This window comes from Heliophilum fasciatum, assembly GCF_004341395.1.
In the GTDB taxonomy this organism is placed as follows: domain Bacteria; phylum Bacillota; class Desulfitobacteriia; order Heliobacteriales; family Heliobacteriaceae; genus Heliophilum; species Heliophilum fasciatum.
The window spans coordinates 1-17,413 of record NZ_SLXT01000012.1 but is presented as its reverse complement, the minus strand read 5'-3'; the positions used below and the strand labels follow the sequence as shown (position 1 = coordinate 17,413).

The 17,413-nt window shown below is 47.5% G+C and carries 14 protein-coding genes; all 14 read right to left on the bottom strand.

Features of this window, described 5'->3' with window-relative positions:
- Positions 1-2: 2 nt before the first annotated feature.
- Entirely contained in the window at positions 3-1,337 is a 1,335-nt protein-coding gene (locus EDD73_RS14885; RefSeq protein WP_165876389.1) for an ABC transporter ATP-binding protein, read from the bottom strand.
- A complete protein-coding gene (locus tag EDD73_RS07900; RefSeq protein WP_131919245.1) occupies positions 1,327-2,157 on the bottom strand; it encodes an ABC transporter permease in 831 nt (276 codons plus the stop codon). The genes EDD73_RS14885 and EDD73_RS07900 overlap by 11 nt, the downstream gene beginning before the upstream one ends.
- Positions 2,154-2,795, bottom strand: a complete 642-nt coding sequence (gene rfbC / locus EDD73_RS07895; protein WP_131919244.1) for a dTDP-4-dehydrorhamnose 3,5-epimerase — start codon at positions 2,793-2,795, stop codon at positions 2,154-2,156. The genes EDD73_RS07900 and rfbC overlap by 4 nt, the downstream gene beginning before the upstream one ends.
- Entirely contained in the window at positions 2,795-3,676 is an 882-nt protein-coding gene (rfbA, locus tag EDD73_RS07890) for a glucose-1-phosphate thymidylyltransferase RfbA (RefSeq protein ID WP_131919243.1), read from the bottom strand. The genes rfbC and rfbA overlap by 1 nt, the downstream gene beginning before the upstream one ends.
- 54 nt (positions 3,677-3,730) lie before the next feature.
- Positions 3,731-4,822, bottom strand: a complete 1,092-nt coding sequence (rfbB, locus tag EDD73_RS07885; RefSeq protein ID WP_243116839.1) for a dTDP-glucose 4,6-dehydratase — start codon at positions 4,820-4,822, stop codon at positions 3,731-3,733.
- A gap of 44 nt (positions 4,823-4,866) precedes the next feature.
- Positions 4,867-5,841: a glycosyltransferase family 2 protein gene (locus EDD73_RS07880; protein WP_131919242.1), complete on the bottom strand. Its 975-nt coding sequence runs from the start codon at positions 5,839-5,841 to the stop codon at positions 4,867-4,869.
- Positions 5,838-7,166, bottom strand: coding sequence for a glycosyltransferase family 4 protein (locus EDD73_RS07875; RefSeq protein ID WP_131919241.1), 1,329 nt, complete (start codon positions 7,164-7,166; stop codon positions 5,838-5,840). Before EDD73_RS07875 ends, EDD73_RS07880 begins: the two co-directional genes overlap by 4 nt.
- Positions 7,163-8,410, bottom strand: a complete 1,248-nt coding sequence (locus EDD73_RS07870; protein ID WP_165876388.1) for a sugar transferase — start codon at positions 8,408-8,410, stop codon at positions 7,163-7,165. Before EDD73_RS07870 ends, EDD73_RS07875 begins: the two co-directional genes overlap by 4 nt.
- A gap of 40 nt (positions 8,411-8,450) precedes the next feature.
- A complete protein-coding gene (locus EDD73_RS07865) occupies positions 8,451-11,042 on the bottom strand; it encodes an O-antigen ligase family protein (protein WP_131919239.1) in 2,592 nt (863 codons plus the stop codon).
- 323 nt (positions 11,043-11,365) lie between these two features.
- On the bottom strand, positions 11,366-14,077 hold the full coding sequence (locus EDD73_RS07860) for an S-layer homology domain-containing protein (protein WP_131919238.1): 2,712 nt from the start codon (positions 14,075-14,077) through the stop codon (positions 11,366-11,368).
- Between the two features lie 394 nt (positions 14,078-14,471).
- Complete coding sequence (locus tag EDD73_RS07855; RefSeq protein WP_131919237.1) at positions 14,472-15,236, bottom strand: hypothetical protein; 765 nt, start codon at positions 15,234-15,236, stop codon at positions 14,472-14,474.
- A gap of 95 nt (positions 15,237-15,331) precedes the next feature.
- The gene (locus EDD73_RS07850) at positions 15,332-15,892 is read right to left on the bottom strand and encodes a hypothetical protein (RefSeq protein ID WP_131919236.1); all 561 of its coding nucleotides are present in this window, start codon (positions 15,890-15,892) and stop codon (positions 15,332-15,334) included.
- A gap of 30 nt (positions 15,893-15,922) precedes the next feature.
- Complete coding sequence (locus EDD73_RS07845) at positions 15,923-16,885, bottom strand: copper amine oxidase N-terminal domain-containing protein (RefSeq protein ID WP_207668841.1); 963 nt, start codon at positions 16,883-16,885, stop codon at positions 15,923-15,925.
- Positions 16,886-17,068: 183 nt separating this feature from the next.
- Positions 17,069-17,413: copper amine oxidase N-terminal domain-containing protein (locus EDD73_RS07840; RefSeq protein ID WP_131919234.1), on the bottom strand; the 345-nt coding region annotated here is incomplete at its 5' end.

Sequence of the window (17,413 nt, the reverse complement as noted above, 5' to 3'; positions counted from 1 at the left end):
TGTTACTGTCTGTCTCCCTTCATAATTTGCAAGTTAATGGTCGCATCTTGGACTTGCACATATCCACCTTGTATTCGTCCGCTACGTGGCGATAGTACTTGAAAAACCCAGGCATCATAAACATGGCAAAGCAGTTGATGCGCCCCAAGCAAACCTTCATCCATCCCGATAGCAAGCAAATACTTTCCCGGACGTAGCCCCGGAATGGTTGCCTTAAAATGGCAAGTCACCAACTGACCATCCACAATGGGTATCATCCGAGTTCCAAGATTATTAGAATTGCAATGAATTACCGGTTCATTTAGTTCATTAAAGATGCCAACAGCAAAAAGCGGGAACTCAATTGGTTTTAATGCAAGAAATTCGCACTCAATCTCAATCACAGTTGGCTCACAAGGAAGTCGGGATGCATTTGGTTCCTCCCCAACCTTAACTCGGATGCGCTTAAACGCATAATCATCTAGAGCACGAACATTATTTTGATCCGTAATGCGTATCCATTCCCATCCATTAGAACTTTGTTCAGTTTCTATACCAATATCGAACACAGACTTATTACCACTGTCATTCACACCGTGTGCCATGTAGTCCACATATCGTCTAACAACCTCATTAGGTCGACCTGAATCTCTTATTTCCCCTTGTTCAAGCCACACTACACTATCACAAAATGATTCGATCATTGTAGAACTATGCGACACAAAAAGAATTGAACAACCAGACGCCTTAATTTCATCTAGTCGACGCAGGCACTTGTTTTGAAACCGTATATCCCCAACAGAAAGGGCTTCGTCAACAACCATAATTTGAGGTTCAACGGCAACTGCAACTGCAAACGCCAACCGCACGTACATCCCGCTCGAATATGTCTTTACCGGCTGATCAATAAACTCACCAATATCGGCAAAAGCAGCAATATCATCAAAGCGGGCATCCATTTCCTCTCTACTCAACCCAAGAATGGATCCGTTCATGTATACATTCTCACGTCCTGTAAACTCTGGGTTAAAACCCGAGCCAAGTTCCAGCAACGCAGCAATGCGACCCCTAGTGTCCACCGTGCCTCCGGTTGGGGTAAGAGTGCCACAGATGATTTGTAAAAGGGTTGATTTGCCCGAACCATTACGTCCGATGATCCCAACAGTCTCCCCTTTTTTTATCTCGAAAGATACATCACGTAACGCCCAGAACTCACGAAAGTATGTTGATGGTTGCCTGCCCATAAGTTGTTGAAAGCGAGGGTAGAGCGATTGCTTCAATCGGTCCTGGGGTCGCTCATAGATATGATAACACTTAGAAAGGTTATTTACTCGAATAGCAATATCATCAGAGTACATCCGCGAACCCCCTGCGTGTTTTCTGAAACCACCAGAAACCACCTGCGGCAATGACAAGTCCGGCAAGCCATGCGATGCCCAATGCGGGCCAATCGGGCATGCTACCAAAGATTAAGACCTTGCGGCTTTCCTCAATAATGAGTGTCAATGGGTTGAGAAGCAAGAAGCTTTGATATGCCTCCGGTAATGCTGATACCGGGTAGAAAACGGGTGACATAAACATGAGTACCGCAGTGAAAATACCCGTGATCTGACCGATATCACGCACATATACCCCCAGCGCAGCCAGAAGCCATGCAAATCCCATGCTGGCCAAGATCAGTGGAACCAGCACAACTGGAAACAGCAGACTCGTCCAAGTCAAAGAATGACTGATCAAAAGCTGCGCCAGTAATAATACAACTAAACTCACCAAGTTATGAAATAACGCCGAGCCCATTGCTATCCACGGTAAAATTTCTAACGGAAAGACTACCTTTTTAACATAATTGACATTAGATAAAATCAGCGAAGGCGCACGATTGAGACATTCAGCAAAAAGACCGTGCACAATCATCCCTACAAAGAGGATAATAGCAAAGTCAGCTTTGCTCTCTTCCCCACCTACGCCCCAGCGAGACTTGAATACACCGGAAAAAACAAAGGTGTAGACGAAAAGCATTAGTACCGGATTAAAAAATGACCAAGCCAGCCCCATGATCGAACCACGATAGCGACCTATCACTTCCCGCCGAGTCATCTGACTGATAAGATGTCGATTAAGCCAGAGACTTTTGAACATCGCTAACGGCGAAGTCGGATGAGCTTGATGAGGGTTCATGGTAACACCTCCGGTTGTACCGGAGATGAAGGCTGTTGCTTTTTCAACGAAATCCCAGCGTCGATATCTACATCGCGCTTGGCTACGCACAACTCTGGCAAATCTTCCTCCGCTAAATCCCGTAACAACAACGCTTTTTGATCCTTTTCTGATAATATAGGATTCTCGATTGGCCAATCGATGCCGATATCCGGATCATCCCAGCGTATTCCATGTTCAGCGGTGGGCAAGTAAAAATCAGTGCACTTATAGGCAAAGAGTGCGGTCTCACTGGTTACGCAAAAACCATGAGCAAACCCTTCGGGAACATAGAATTGCCGTTTATTCTCCGACGATAGAGTAACACCTACCCATTGGCCGAAGGTTCTTGATCCTTTGCGTATATCAACAGCGACATCAAAGACCTCACCTTGCAATACGTAGACCAATTTTCCTTGCATGTTCGGTTTTTGATAATGCAGCCCCCGTAATACACCATAACTGGAGAAAGAAAGGTTATCCTGAACAAATTGCTGCAAGATACCCGCATTATGATATCGTTCCGCATTCCAAGTTTCTAAAAAAAAGCCTCGATGATCTCCAAATACTCGAGGCTCAAAGATAAGTACTCCCGGCAACAGAGTCTCAATAATTTTCATTAGCTTTTCTCCCCCTGAATCAAGCGACTTAAGTACTGTCCATAGGCATTTTTCTTCATCATGGCTGCCAACGCTTCTAACTTTTCGGCATTAATTAATCCTTGGGAGTAAGCAATCTCTTCTGGGCAGCAGATTTTTAACCCCTGCCGTTCTTCAATCGTTGCAATATAGCTTGAGGCCTGCAGCAACGACTCATGGGTTCCAGTATCCAGCCAGGCAAATCCACGCCCTAGTTTTTCTAATCGAAGTTGTCCTTTTTCAAGGTACAAACGGTTGATATCCGTGATCTCTAGTTCCCCCCGAGCCGACGGTTGTATTTCTGTTGCCATATCAACGACTTGATTATCATAAAAATACAATCCTGTAACAGCATAATTCGATTTCGGTACCGCTGGCTTTTCTTCAATGGATGTGACCTTTCCGGCTCGATTAAACCCAGCCACCCCATATTGCTCCGGATTTTTAACCCAATAGCCAAATACAGTAGCCCCTTCTTCTTGCTGGCTAGCCCGGCGAAGATACTCTGTCAAACCATGTCCATAAAATATATTGTCGCCTAAGATTAAGGCACATCCCTCATTCCCAATGAACGAACGCCCAATGATAAAGGCCTGGGCCAGGCCATCAGGACTGGGTTGCACAGCATACTGAATCGATATTCCCCACTGGCTGCCATCGCCTAGTAAGGTTTGAAACTGATACTGATCCTGTGGAGTTGTGATCACTAATATATCGGTGATTCCAGCTAACAATAAAGTAGATAAAGGGTAATAAATCATGGGCTTGTCATAAACCGGCATAAGTTGCTTGCTTACAGCCTGCGTGAGCGGGTAAAGGCGGGTTCCTGAGCCACCGGCAAGAATAATACCTTTGCGAATCATATGTATCTCCTTCTACTAACTTTTATATATTCACTTCACGCATTCTTTATAGACTTAGACTTTATACATTCTCGCCATCCGATTATTATAATTCTGCTGCATCCATTCGGTATAAGCACCTGAACGCACTCGATCGACCCAATCCAAATTCTCAATGTACCAACGAACTGTTTTACGAAGCCCCGATGCAAAGTCTTCCTTTGGAAACCACCCTAGTTCACTCTTAATTTTGGTAGCATCGATAGCATAACGAAAATCATGCCCTGGGCGATCCGTTACATGGGTAATGAGCCGACATAGATCGCCAGCATCCTTCCCTGTCTCTTCTGCAATTAACGAACAGATCTGCCGAACTACGTCAATATTTTTCTTCTCACTATTACCACCAATGTTATAGGTCTCACCAACCCGTCCGCGTTCCATCACGGCCCAGATCGCCTCACAATGATCGGCCACATAAAGCCAATCACGCACATTTGTTCCTTGGCCATATACAGGAAGCGGTTTCTCTTCTAGCGCATTGAGAATCATCAACGGAATCAGCTTCTCAGGAAATTGAAGTGGCCCGTAGTTATTTGAGCAGTTGGTAATCTTTATCGGTAACCCATAGGTTCGGTGGTACGCACGCACCAATAAATCACTGCTTGCCTTAGATGCCGAATAAGGACTGCTCGGATCATAGCGGGTTTCTTCGGTAAAGTATCCTTGATCAGTAAGCGTTCCATAGACCTCATCCGTACTGACATGATGAAAGAGCACGTCGGTATTTTGCCCCCAGAAGGCTCGGCAATTTTCTAAGAGATGAAAGGTACCGATGATGTTGGTTTGCATGAACGCCGCCGGGCCCAAAATACTTCGATCCACATGACTTTCCGCTGCAAAGTGAACGATGCAGTTGGGCTGATAGCGTTCAAACAACGCTTTAACTGTAACGGCGTCTACAAGATCGCACTGTTCAAAAGTGTAGTTCGGCAACGCTTCGATCATTTTAAGGTTTTCCAAGTTGGCCGCGTAAGTTAACTTGTCGACATTAACAAAGTGAATCTCCGGATAACGGGGAACCATGATGTTCAAAAAGTTCGATCCAATAAACCCTGCCCCACCGGTTACAAAAATGGTGATCCCTGCTTTAAGCATGCCTGGCATGTTTGCTCCTCTTTTCTGTTCAATCCCATGGGGACTTATTTTGTCTAAATTAAATTCAGAAACAACAACAACCTAAATAATCCATCATCGAATCGATCTTGCCGAAAAGCAGTGCCGTTATAAGCATACCGCAGACGTTGGGCAAGACTGCAACGACTTTGTAATAAAAAACTGATCTCTCCCGCATTTTTTTCTATCAGATCAGCGTAATGTAGTTGATAAAATTCTTCAACTTGTCGGATAACCTCATTTTTTTGCCCTCGCCGGCCCATTCTATGTAAAAATTGTCGGATACGGCGCCTCCAGTTCGTCCATGGATTTGCTTCGCTTCCTACCGAGTTCGCGCCATGTTGACGATAGAAGATCCGCGACACCGGATCATAGATCACTTGTCCAAAGGCAGAAACAACTAAATAAAGCCACCAATCATGCCATAGAAAAAAAGTAGGTCGCTGATCAACAATCCGCTTTTTTGCAGCCTGATTAAATACAACCGTGCATCCGTATGCAATATTCTCCAACAATGCATTAGCAAAAGCAGGTCCTCGCTGGGGAATTTTTGACTCACCTAGATAATGTAGATCTTCATCAGCCAAAGTAACCCTGGAGCAATACATGATCGGGCAATCAGCATTTTGCCTTTCTCTTTCTTGAATGACCCGAATCGCTACGGACATCTTGTCCGGTAACCAGACATCATCTTGATCACAAAATGCATAATATCCGGCATCCGGTAAAGCATCATGAATTAATTGCATAAAACTTTGAGCAGCACCGATATTTTCCCCTTTGATCAGTTGCAAGCTGCGTTTTCTGCCAACCATCGGTTGCATCTTTAATTTCAAAGAATAATCTTCAAGCAGTTTACACGATTGATCCGTAGAACCGTCATCACGGGCAGTAATATGTATCGCTGCATAATCCTGCGCGATTAAACTGTCTAATTGGGGCACAAGATATTTTGTACCATTATACGTCGATAAAAGAATATTGACCAAAGCCTCGTTACCTGCTGTCATCGCAATGATTCCTCATTGCCCGAGGATGACATCGGATAGCGCTCAGCAATCATTGCCTTGCTATTACGCACCAACATACCTGATATATAGCATCTCTCATAGGTCTTGATCATTTTCTCAACAGTGAAATTGGCAAGAAATCTCCTGCGTGCGTTGTTACCCAACTTCCGTCTCCACATCTCATCTTGGGCCATTCGTTCTAATGAAGTTACTATATCTTCAGGGTTTCTATTGGGCACGATAATGCCTGTGTCCCCGTCAATAATCTGTTCTTTCACACCGCCAACGTCTACGGTAACCACGGGAACCGCTGCGCGCATCGCTTCTAGGATAACAATCGGTAAGCCTTCCCATTTCGAGGTAAGTAAAAAGACATCGGCCTGTGAAAGCAGATAATCCACGTCTTCCCGATCACCCAGTAAAGCCACCATATTACCAAGATCCCTCCTCTCGATCTCTTCCTGAATGGTCACGGCGAGCGGTCCGTCACCAACCCAGGTAAACTCGACCGGGATCTCTTTCGTTCTTTCCTTCCACATTTCGACGGCATCCAAAAACAACCATGGATCTTTTTGCTCCGCCAGTCTTCCTACTGTAATGACCCGGAACAAAGCGGACCATTCCCGTTCTTTATTCTCTCTTGGCTCCCGATTTACTTCCCCTGGTATACCATTGTGGATCACGCTGATTCTTGACTGAGAGTGTTCTTTTTTTTCCTTTTGAGGGTCAATAAAAACACCCGCTTTAAAGCCTTCCTGATAATCTTTATGGGAGACACAGACTATCTTATCCGTAATTAACGCCATGATTTTTTCTAATTCAACAAAGATCCGGCGTTTCCAGCCAGCAGTACCATAAAAGCTCCATCCATGTACAGTGAAAAGAATACATGAAACTCCCGCTAATTTGGCAGCCAAACGACCAAGCAAACCCGCTTTCGAACTGTGGCAATGAACGATATCCGGAGACTCACGGCGAAAGAGTTGATACAACTCCCAAAAGGTTTTTAAATCATATCGGAAGTCAATATTTCGTCTCATATTATTCAATGGATAGATCCGAACTCCAGGAGATTCGGTTTGTAGGTGCTCAATCAGTCGTCCTCCCGGGAAGCAGGCCAAGGATAAATCATATCTTACCGGTGCTTCCGCAGACTGAGATAAATGTTCCAATCCTTTCAAGAGCTCGAATACAACCCGTTGTGCTCCACCGGTTTCCGAGAGCGTGATCACTTGTATCACTTTGAGGGTACTGGTTGCTGAAATACCCCCTTGATTTAAAAGTTCATGCTTACAGGATTTTAAGTCAAAGTTCGCTTTTGTCATCCCGCCTTCTCCCTTTGCATGACCACTTTAATGGTTTTGATCAACAAGATCAGATCACTGAGCGGCCCCCGCCTTTTGGAATAATACAAGTCATAGATCAACTTCTCCTCCACAGAAGACGAATAGCGGCCATAGATCTGCGCCATCCCCGTAATCCCCGGTGGGATTAAATGCCGAAGGTGATACTCAGGAATCTCCTCTTCAAACTCTCGCACAAAGACCGGTCGTTCCGGTCGGGGCCCAACGAGGCTCATCTCTCCTTTAAGCACATTGAAAAGCTGGGGTAACTCATCCAATCGCCAGCGCCGCAGAAAGGCGCCAATCCGAGTTACCCGTGGATCTCCGAAACTACTCAACGTCGGCCCTGTTTGTTTCTCTGCATCTTGAATCATCGTCCGAAACTTATAAATCCGAAAGGGCTTGCCTTGCAGCGTTACACGTTCTTGTATGTACATAACCGGTCGCCCCGATTCCCAGCCGATCAGGCATGCGATGATCGCCATGAGCGGAAGCGCAAGCAATAGGGCCAGCGTAGCCAACAACAGATCAAATCCGCGCTTCGCTACATCGATAAACTGCAGTTGCCCCGTCCGGGGTGTAATCTCGATATAAATCCGTCCATCTCGGGAAATCAACTGGCCCCCATGCAAAAGAATATCGGTCGGTGTGATCTCCACCCGCAAGGTAGCCGCTTCTTTTACCGCTTCCACAATCGCCAGTTTGCGTAAGTTTAAATCCGTAAAATCCTGAATCACAATCATGTCCACCGGTTCACGCTCTGTTACGCGCAGCAGTCCTTGCTCTACGTCCTTCTGGGTGATGATCTTAATCGAGTGCACACTGCGGCGATGCCACTCCCCGACAACATACCTCGATAGATAAAAATAAACGGCCAAAGTAGCCCCTAAGAACAACAAAACACTGCGCGGAAAAGCAAAGTACCGAAGAAAAAAACTGGCCCCCCCGGTTACGATCACGGTCAATCCCGAGGCTATCATCGCCGAGATAAATACATTGTAACGGGAAAAGGACCCTTCCATATGGTAAAGGTCCATTAACAACGCCGCACAGACGACGGCAATATAAATCCAAGGTAAAGTCCCAAGCATCGATTCAAAGTTCTCCGGAATCCAACGCTCAGGAAATAAAAGTTGCGTACCGAGCCATAAGAACAAACTGGCAGCTACGAGGTCAGCAACGATCAATAAGAATGCACTTTTTCTTGGTTGAAGTATTGACCACATGTAACTCCCACCCATTCATCCTCTAGCAAGCATTTAAAACTCACAGTTTTAGTTTCTCGATCCGTTGTAGCTCCTGCTCGACGATCGACCCACCCTGCTTTGCTTCTTGAAGCAGTTGGTTTCCAGTTGCATTCCCCTGTTTGACCAAAACCATTCCCAACCATGCTTTAACCAAAGGCTGCAATTGACTGTCGGCACCGTTCAACGCCGTTTCCATATATCGTTTTGCCTGTGCTAAGTCACCTTGAAATAACGCGGCTTGACCTGCAGTTAAAGCTAATCGCGGCGTTACCACCATATCCGGACTATGCCGCCACAAGGTTTTTAGGTTTTCAGGAAGAGTGGCCTTCTTCCCTTCCACCTCGTGCACGATTTCCAGCACACGGGACATCTTTTCTACGGTATGTACAGGTTGCTCCGACTCGCTTGCTCCTGCTTGCAGACGTTTTTTTAATTCTACATTAATATAAGATTCCGCCAGTTGTTCATAGGTCGTGACGACCCAAGGGCGTAATTTCAATGCTTTTTCAGCAGCCGCAAAGGCTTGATCGTATTGCCCGGTGATGGTATAGACTTGCGCCAATTGAAAATAATGCTCGCCATTATATGAGTCCAAATCTATAGCCTTATTGGCTAATTTAAGCATCTCCGCTACAATATACTGTTGCGCACGGGGATCGGGGTTGTTGGCGATGCTACCGATGTACATCTTGATCTGCTTTGCCGAGAACTCCGCACGCCACGTATCCACTTTAGCCGCCGCTTCCAATGCTGCCATGGCCCGCTCACCGTCACCTTGTTGCATAGCTTCATTGTATTCGGCTAATTTTGCATCTCCATACCGTAGTGTGAACGTAAACCCGGCCAACGGTATAGCCAAAACCATCAAGGAGATAAGCACAGGCCGAAGCATCGGCGGTGGTGCCAATGGATCAAGTTTTTTGGTAGCGCCTGACCACAGTGCGCCCACGCCCACACCTAAACGATTTTCCAAAGCCCCTAATAGGGCAAGTAACGTCCATAACAGCAACAAAACACTCGTTAAGGAAAGGTTAAAATCCATAAACGAATGGATTCCCAGGCCAAGCGCTGCTACACCAATTGTCCATGCCTGGGCCGCTTCAGGCAACAGCACTCTTTTTTTCCATAAGCCAACAAAGCCAACGCCAATCGCCACAAAAGGAAAGACAAAAGCAAGCAGCCCCAGCGTTCCTGTTTCTACCCACACTTGCGCAAAGTGGTTGTGCGTCTCCGTCGTATTATATAGATAGGATTGATAGGCTCGATAGGCGCTTTTCCATCCCCCGCCGCCCCATCCCAGCAAGGGGCGCTCCATAGCCATCGTTGCTGCATCACGATAAAATACAAATCGTTCCCGAATGTTTTGGTCCCCTGCACTCATAGAAGCCAATCGCGCAAAAGCGCCTCCGGTTGTGCTGCTGGCTACCGTTTCTTCCGCCAAGGCTTCCGATGAGGTGGGGGACGCAATATCTGCTGGCGTGGTTGTCGCCATATCTGCTGAGTTGCTGGCCGTGATACTTGCTGGGGTAGTGGTCGTGATACTTGCCGGGGTAGTGGTCGTGATACTTGCCGGGGCAGTGACAGCGTTCTCCGCAGTTCCATTGTTCCAGCCCCACCATCCGCCAACACCAAGCATAACTACACCTAGCGTTGCGGCAATGATCCAATTTTTTGAAATACCGCGCAAACGATGGCGCTGGCGAGCGAGATAGCGTATGCCCCCCCAAATCGCCCCAGAGGCGATGATACCGCCAATGGTGATGAACAAAGCGCGCATATTGGATGGAGTCGCCTGCGCTTGTGCCCCTACGGTCTGCGCATATAACCCAGCTGCCATCAAAAATACAAGTCCGAAAATACTTGCCGCTTGTAACCGTTCCCGTTGTCCAAGCAAGAAGAGAACCAGTAATACCGGGAGTACCACTAACAGCCCCCGGCTCTGGCTACCGAGGATCGTGCTCATCAGAATAAAAGCCGCGCTCGTATAGGTAGCCGCCCAAGTTAAGCGCCGTTCGTGAGCAGCCAGATGAATCGCCAGCCACAGCGTAACCGTTAAATAAGCGCCTAACGTATTAGGATACTGGAGCGTCGAACTGATCCGATCGGCCAGCATACCACCAGGTAACGTCAAAAACCCTTGTGCCAGCAATATCCCCACGACGGCCATGGTAACACCTGTGATTACCATGCCAATCATGACGATCTCAACATACGTCTTGGTTATCCAACGAACGATTCGCTCCCGCCAGGCCCATGTTACTATGTACATCATCACAAAAACGCTTAAAACATCGAGCTGACGTAACCAAGTAAACAGTGCTTCCCTTGGGTTTACGGCAAAAAAAACGGCTTCGCCATAAAGCACTGCCAAAATTCCTATCGATATAAAATAAGGTGACTGAATGATATTATGTGGCTGCGAGGGCCAATCTTTTCTCGTCCAGTACATTGTACCAAAGGCGATCGTCAAAACGGCCACCGCATAATGATGAATACCCATTTCGGATTCATAAAAAAGGCCCCGAAAAAACGGGGCTACCAAGACCAGTCCTAATAGGAACACACTGAGGAGAAGTAAGACAATGCGGTTCCCATTTCCCGCCTTTTCCATTTGCTAACACCTTCTTTTCAACTTTGTTTTAATATAGCAATTATGATGGAAAAATGCAATCGATTGTAACAAGAATCCTTTTATCGAGTGTCACTTACTACTAATTTAGACGAGTTTACGTGTTCTGTTAATCGGCTTCCATCGGAAAGCGAATTATCATTCAATCACATTCTTGACGTTGTTTATCGATGAGGAGTCATGTCGGCTTTTTTACTCATACGTAGTCATCAAAAAAGGACCTCTTCAGACGCTTGATGCAGTCTGAAGAGGTCCTTCGCAGTCTGAAATACTACAACTTTTGAAGCAAAACCGTTTCTTTAGGGTTACCCCTGACCACCCGTAATATAGCTTGGAAACTTTGCATCAAACTTATAGGTTCGAACTTTGTTATTCGTAGTAGCTTGGTCATCAAAACTTGCTTCAACCGGAGATACTACCCATGCCGAAAACAGAAGCAGTCCGTCATTTGTCTGATCCGCTTGTGGGACCTGAGCTTTGATGATGTCTTTTAGGTTGATCACCGAGGTCTGTCCGTTCAGAGTGGTTGACTTCCCGGAATATCCCGTGTTAGTAACCTGAATCTTACTAGGTTCGGAGAGTTCAATGGAACCGTCTGCAATATTCCAACCGGCGAGCACCTTGCTCAAGTCAACCGTTACGGTGTTTTTCGCCGAGGTAAGATCCGTAGGATCGGTTATCACATCGGCGCTGATGCTTTTGGTTTCTTTTGTTTGAACATTGACTAGCTTTAGGCTGAACGACTTGATCACCGGGGCAAGGTTGCCGTATGTCTGTTGGCCAGTTGGCAAAAGGTTATCGACTGAGCCTGAGCCTACCGGAACGCTAACTTCGGTGTACCAATCGCCTGTCGGCTCTTTGCTCATCTGGGATCCACCCGCATTACTGGTAAACGAAGCCGCTTTAACGGTACCTTGTTCACCACTGTTCACACCAGTAACTGTAATCGGAGCATCGACGATGAGGTTGCCAACTGTTGCTGTTGGGGCAATAGCAATTGTGGTATTGTTGGCCCCATTTCGAACATCTATATTTTCAATTTGAGCATTACCAGTAGCCGTTACAGTCGTACTACCAGCGTTACCAGTGATTTGCACGCCATTGACCTTTGCATCGCCGGAAACAGCTACACTCACCGGAGCCTCGGCTACGACTTTCGTGACCGCAGCTTTGCCTTGGACTTGAACCGTAGATGGTTCCTTGGAAGTCACATTGTTTATTTTCGTTGTATCACTAGGATTTGTCGGGTCACCGATGATCAGGGTCGGATTCGGTGCGTTGTTGGTCACCGAATTAACTTCACCCACAATGGTAATCTGAAGGCCTGAGGGCAAACCAGCCGGAAGCTCAATATCGATGCTGGAGCCTACATCGGAAGAAGCTTCAATCTTGGCGCTGTTTTTTACGATGATGGCATCCGTGACTTCAGTACCATTGTCAGCAAACACACGAACGTTGCCTTTTTCGACAACAATCGTTACGGCTTTTACATTATCCAACTTAACTGAGTTCATACCGCCGCCACGAACATAAATTTTCCCCTTGACCTGAACATTGATTAAGATCGCATCCTGATCAGCAACTTTATCGCTGATGAGCAGGTCACCTTCAATCACCACATCTTGCAATGTAACGTTAGGAGCGTCAATGGTTAACGATTTCGTTACTTTTAAATTCTTTACAGTAAGTCCTGCACCTGTAACAAAAACATTGCCATCAGCTGTTTTCGGCGTACCTGGTGCTCCCCCATCCCAGCTAGTTGCCGTTGCTACATCAGGGATGACGTACGAGGTGCCACCACCGCCACCGCCACCGCCACCGCCACCAGCGGAAGCAGTACCACCACTAGCAGTTGCACTGAAGGTTGCTTTGATATCATCGATTAGCGCATCGCCGACATCGACTTTGACGACGCCCGGTAATTGAATCCAACCCTTGGCTGTGTCATTGGGGTTGATCACACTGACGGTGTAGATTTCTTTGGGCAGCAGATAAATAGAGAAATTCCCGTCTTTATCGGTTGTGGTGATATAGATGGGGTTGGTGGAAAAGGCCATGGTGGTATTGCCTAAACGGTTATTGTTCACATCGCGCAACACACCATAAATGCGCACCGCTGCTTCCACCGCGATATCTTGTGTGGCTTGTTTGCCTTTGCTAACTTCAACCTCATCAGCATAGCCAACAACACGGTTTCCTGTCACCGCGATGTCATAAGTACCTGCGGGAACAGCAACCGAGTAATTACCGTTCACATCGGTAACGGCTGAAGCTTTGATTCCTTTCTGTTCTTTGACAATGATATTGACAGTGGCGTCGGCTACAGCCTGACCGTTAAGAGTAATCTTCCCTTTAATTACGGAGTCTTTCACTTCCGGTGGGTTAGTCGTACCGGGGGTAATGCCTGCTTTGGCTTGTCGCGCCTTGCTGACCATTACGGCCGATTCAGCGCGCGTAATCGGTGAGCCTGGCTGGAAGGTGCCGTTCGGATAGCCGTTCATGACCTTTTTCGCGACCATGGCCCCGACGGCCCCTTGTGCCCATGATGCCAGGTCCGCTTCATCGGCGAAACCAGTAGACGTTGCGGTCTGCGTATCCAGCTTTAAGGTACGTGCCACAATAACGGCTGCCTCTTGCCGGGAAATCGGCGCATTAGGGCGGAACGTATTATCGGGGTAACCGGAAACAAAGCCAAGGGCTCGACCGACAGCCACCGGCCCATAGAACCAATCGTCTTCCTGCACATCAGCAAAAGAAACTTTGGCATAGGGCATCGATTGGCCAAAAGCGCCGTTGATCATCGTTGTGAACTCGGCACGGGTCACTTGCCGATCGGGCCGGAAGGATCCTTCGGGCTCGCCTTTGACGATCCCGTCATTAGCCAATATCTCTATGTACGGTTTGGCCCAGTGCCCTGCAATGTCGGTGATCGTCGCTGCAAAAGCAGGAACGCTTGTACCGACCATCATGCAGGTAGCAAGCACTGTACTGATGATTTTTCTATTCCGTATTTTCATCGTAATTGTGAAAGCCACCTTTCTGATTGATATTTAGCTTGAAGCTCTTAATTAGGAAGCTGAGTCTACTTTTGAGATTTACCTTTACCTTAACAAGGACAACGGGACGTTTTCGCTGAAGTTCCGCCACCTCCGTTCACGATTAAGCCATTCATCGGTAGATTTGTTCGTCAATTCCATCTACGGATCATTGTTTGTGGTGTCGGTTCATTAGTGGCGTCGGTTCCTTCGTGAAAACACGCTTCTGTAAGGTTATTTATGATATACCATTAAAAACCTTACAGAAAGAAAAATAAAGATATTCACGTACAATTATATAACGATTATGCCTTGATCAGCAAGCGTTCTCTGACCAACAGGACCTCTGAGCTAGTAACGCTTCTTTAATTTGGGATTAGCGCTTCTTTATGTATTTGTTGTATACGGCAACTTGTTGTTCTTGGACACGCTGTTGATAATAGATGCGGGCGTCTTGTACCATCTCCGTCGATAATCCTTGGGCTTGAAGTTCCTTTTCTAAATTCGTAATGATCCCTTCAAACCGCTGTTGGTAGCTGCTTTGCATTTGCTTGGCATCTTGGTAGGTCCGACGAACAATCTGTAATGCTTCGATCTTCGAGCCCCGTGACCGGGCCGCGACGTACTCACTTTTGGCGTTACCCAGCATCTGATCGATATTTTGTTCACCTTCTTGCTGTAAGCTGAGCAATTGGGCATTGTATTTTTGGCGGATTTGCTCTTGGGGGTCCTGCACAATGGCTCCATCAGCGGCACTGTTACCACCTTGGCTTTGACTGCTTCGGTCATCACTCCCCAGATAAGTAGTCAAGCTGCCGCCGGTATTGTTGATGGTGCCCACCATGCCAGTTACGGTCCTACGCGGCAGGGGTTCGGTTAATTTGGGAAGTGCGCTTCCTCTCCCTCCCTCGGTTTGCCCCTGGGCCAGTCGCTCTTTGAGTTCCGGCGCCAACTGCAAGTCTCGATCATTCATCGCTTCCTGGATCAATTGATCCACAATTACTCGTTGTGGATCGCCGGAGAAAAGAAATTGGCGCTCCATCTCGGTAAATTGTGTCCAGATAATTGTGACCGTCGTGCCGGCAACCACCAGCAAACTGCTGCCGGTTACGATGAGCGCCTTTTTCCATTTAGACCGCACAATCGTTTCCTCCCGGTTTGTAATGGCAAAAAGGCTCTGCTCGCGATGAGTGCGCAGAGAGAGCCTTGGGGTGAATCGTCTTTGGTTAACTTTGGTTAGGGCTGAGGGAAAATCTGCAGTTGGGGGCTTTGACCTTCGGACGCAGTCAGCAAAAGTGATTCTTTGGGGACACCGACAACTTGCAGAATGCGCCCACGCTTGGAGGCAAGGGAGCCGAGCTGCGCTTCTTGACCGTTGCTACTGATCGCCACGGTTGTTTCTTTGGTCTTGAATACCGGTTGCCCAGCTGTACTACGGACACGCAAAACAACCTTGGACAAGGCCTTATCGGTATTGTTGCGCAGTTCGAGATTGGTCGTCATGGTATTTGCATCGTAACTGCTAAGCGTCACCTCGTAAGGGCCCACTGGGTACATCTGCTGTCGTTCACGAATTTCCTGGACGTTGAGAATTGCGTTACCGGGAACAGCGCCACCTACGTTTGGATTATTCTCGCTTAATTGTTCTTGCTCCGTCCTCGGGATGGTTACCGAGCCGATTTCTTTCATTGACGGATCTTGCGCCGGTTGCTGTTTTGCCGAACTGCAACCGACAAGGCTACTGATGAGCATGATACTTACTGCGATCATGGTTGTTGTCTTATAATATCTATTCAATGCTGCCGATCCTTTCTCCTGCTTTATGCTTTATTGCTTTGTTCCGATATAGACCGTACGCGTCTTGCCTTCCCAGTTGACAGTAGCACCCAAGGCATCAGCCACAAGGCGCAAAGGAACAAACGTGCTTCCTTGCGTAATCTCCGGAACAACGGTGTCACTCAATGCATTGGTGGCTAAAGGCTCATCGTTTTTTAGCACCTTCGGTTGGCCAACCCATAATTTTAATGTGTCTTTGCCTTTCACCAATTCAATCCGCGATTCTTTAGTATCCCAACTCACTTGAGCACCCAGTTCTTGCCCAATGATGCGCAGCGGTACCATCGTCCGTCCGTCCTTCAAATAGGGTGCCACGGCCGACTTCACTTGTTGATAATTGACCATGAGGCGGATCTCATCATCGGCTAGGTTGCTCAAAAGGGGCTCCGCTTCATACGTCCAGATCAAACTATAAAGACCAGTTCCCAGCGTAGATTCTGCTTCGACGATGCCCTCATTGCCGTTCCAGAAGATCTTTGACGGCAACTGCTGCCATGTTCCTTGAGCTTCATTCCAATAGCCCACTCGAAAACGGGTAATCGGCAAATCGGTATTCATACGGCTGGCGCGTTTGTGGTCAATGGTATTAAACGTATAGGCGATGCGCATGGGCTGGGCTAAAGAAGTAACGGGAGTAGTCCCACGTGTTGTCAAGCTGACGTCGGTCGCTCGCACAACGTAAAAGGTATCGAGCGGTTTCAGCCGGCTGGCTTCAGGGGTGCGTAGCTCCAATCGTAGGGGCTTGTCGTATGTACGGTCGGGAAATTCCACTTGTACACCACCGGCAGCAAAGTTGCATGCAGCGATGCCGGTGCCGACAGTATAGACATCAGCCTGGGCCGTGGCAGGTGTGACTAGCGAGCCCACAGCTACGCAGGCGATGGCGAGGACCGTTGCGCCGGCTTTGGTCACGGTACGCCACGTCATTGGGGGAGTTACTTCTTTTCTCATCATCTCATTCTCCATTCTTTTTCCTTTTGAATGGTTATTGTTTTCTATCTATGGGCGAAAAATCCTGCTTGTTCCCCCCATCGAAGGAATGGCGAAAAAGATCGGATCTTAAAAAAAAGAGGCCCCGGCATTAAACCGGAACCTCTGGAGAAGGGGATATTTTAGTTTCAGTTACTTCAGTTACGGTTACTTCAAAGTAGCCGTTTGGGTTGCATCATCCCAATGTACCGAAGCGCCCAGGGCTTGGGCGATGAAGCGCAGTGGCAGCATGGTGCGATCCGACGTGATTTCCGGCGCAGCGTCCATATAGATGGTCGTGCCGTTGACTTTCATCTGCGGCGAACCGATGGTCATTTGGGCAATCGTGGAGCCTTTAATCAAGGTCACACTTTGCGAATCGGCATCCCAGATGATGTTGTCGCTGCTCACACCGAGGGCTTCGGCTACATAGCGGACCGGCATATAGGTGCGGCTGTTTTTGATATACGGAGCGACGTCCATCGATTTTTCCATACCGTTTACGGTGTACTT

What these genes read in the sequence shown, in the direction of transcription:
- EDD73_RS14885 (WP_165876389.1), bottom strand. Translation starts at nt 1,337, where the DNA reads ATGTACTCTGATGATATTGCTATTCGAGTAAATAACCTTTCTAAGTGT.
- EDD73_RS07900 (WP_131919245.1), bottom strand. Translation starts at nt 2,157, where the DNA reads ATGAACCCTCATCAAGCTCATCCGACTTCGCCGTTAGCGATGTTCAAA.
- rfbB (WP_243116839.1), bottom strand. Translation starts at nt 4,822, where the DNA reads ATGCCAGGCATGCTTAAAGCAGGGATCACCATTTTTGTAACCGGTGGG.
- EDD73_RS07870 (WP_165876388.1), bottom strand. Translation starts at nt 8,410, where the DNA reads ATGTGGTCAATACTTCAACCAAGAAAAAGTGCATTCTTATTGATCGTT.
- EDD73_RS07875 (WP_131919241.1), bottom strand. Translation starts at nt 7,166, where the DNA reads ATGACAAAAGCGAACTTTGACTTAAAATCCTGTAAGCATGAACTTTTA.
- EDD73_RS07845 (WP_207668841.1), bottom strand. Translation starts at nt 16,885, where the DNA reads ATGATGAGAAAAGAAGTAACTCCCCCAATGACGTGGCGTACCGTGACC.
- rfbC (WP_131919244.1), bottom strand. Translation starts at nt 2,795, where the DNA reads ATGAAAATTATTGAGACTCTGTTGCCGGGAGTACTTATCTTTGAGCCT.
- rfbA (WP_131919243.1), bottom strand. Translation starts at nt 3,676, where the DNA reads ATGATTCGCAAAGGTATTATTCTTGCCGGTGGCTCAGGAACCCGCCTT.
- EDD73_RS07860 (WP_131919238.1), bottom strand. Translation starts at nt 14,077, where the DNA reads ATGAAAATACGGAATAGAAAAATCATCAGTACAGTGCTTGCTACCTGC.
- EDD73_RS07880 (WP_131919242.1), bottom strand. Translation starts at nt 5,841, where the DNA reads ATGACAGCAGGTAACGAGGCTTTGGTCAATATTCTTTTATCGACGTAT.
- EDD73_RS07865 (WP_131919239.1), bottom strand. Translation starts at nt 11,042, where the DNA reads ATGGAAAAGGCGGGAAATGGGAACCGCATTGTCTTACTTCTCCTCAGT.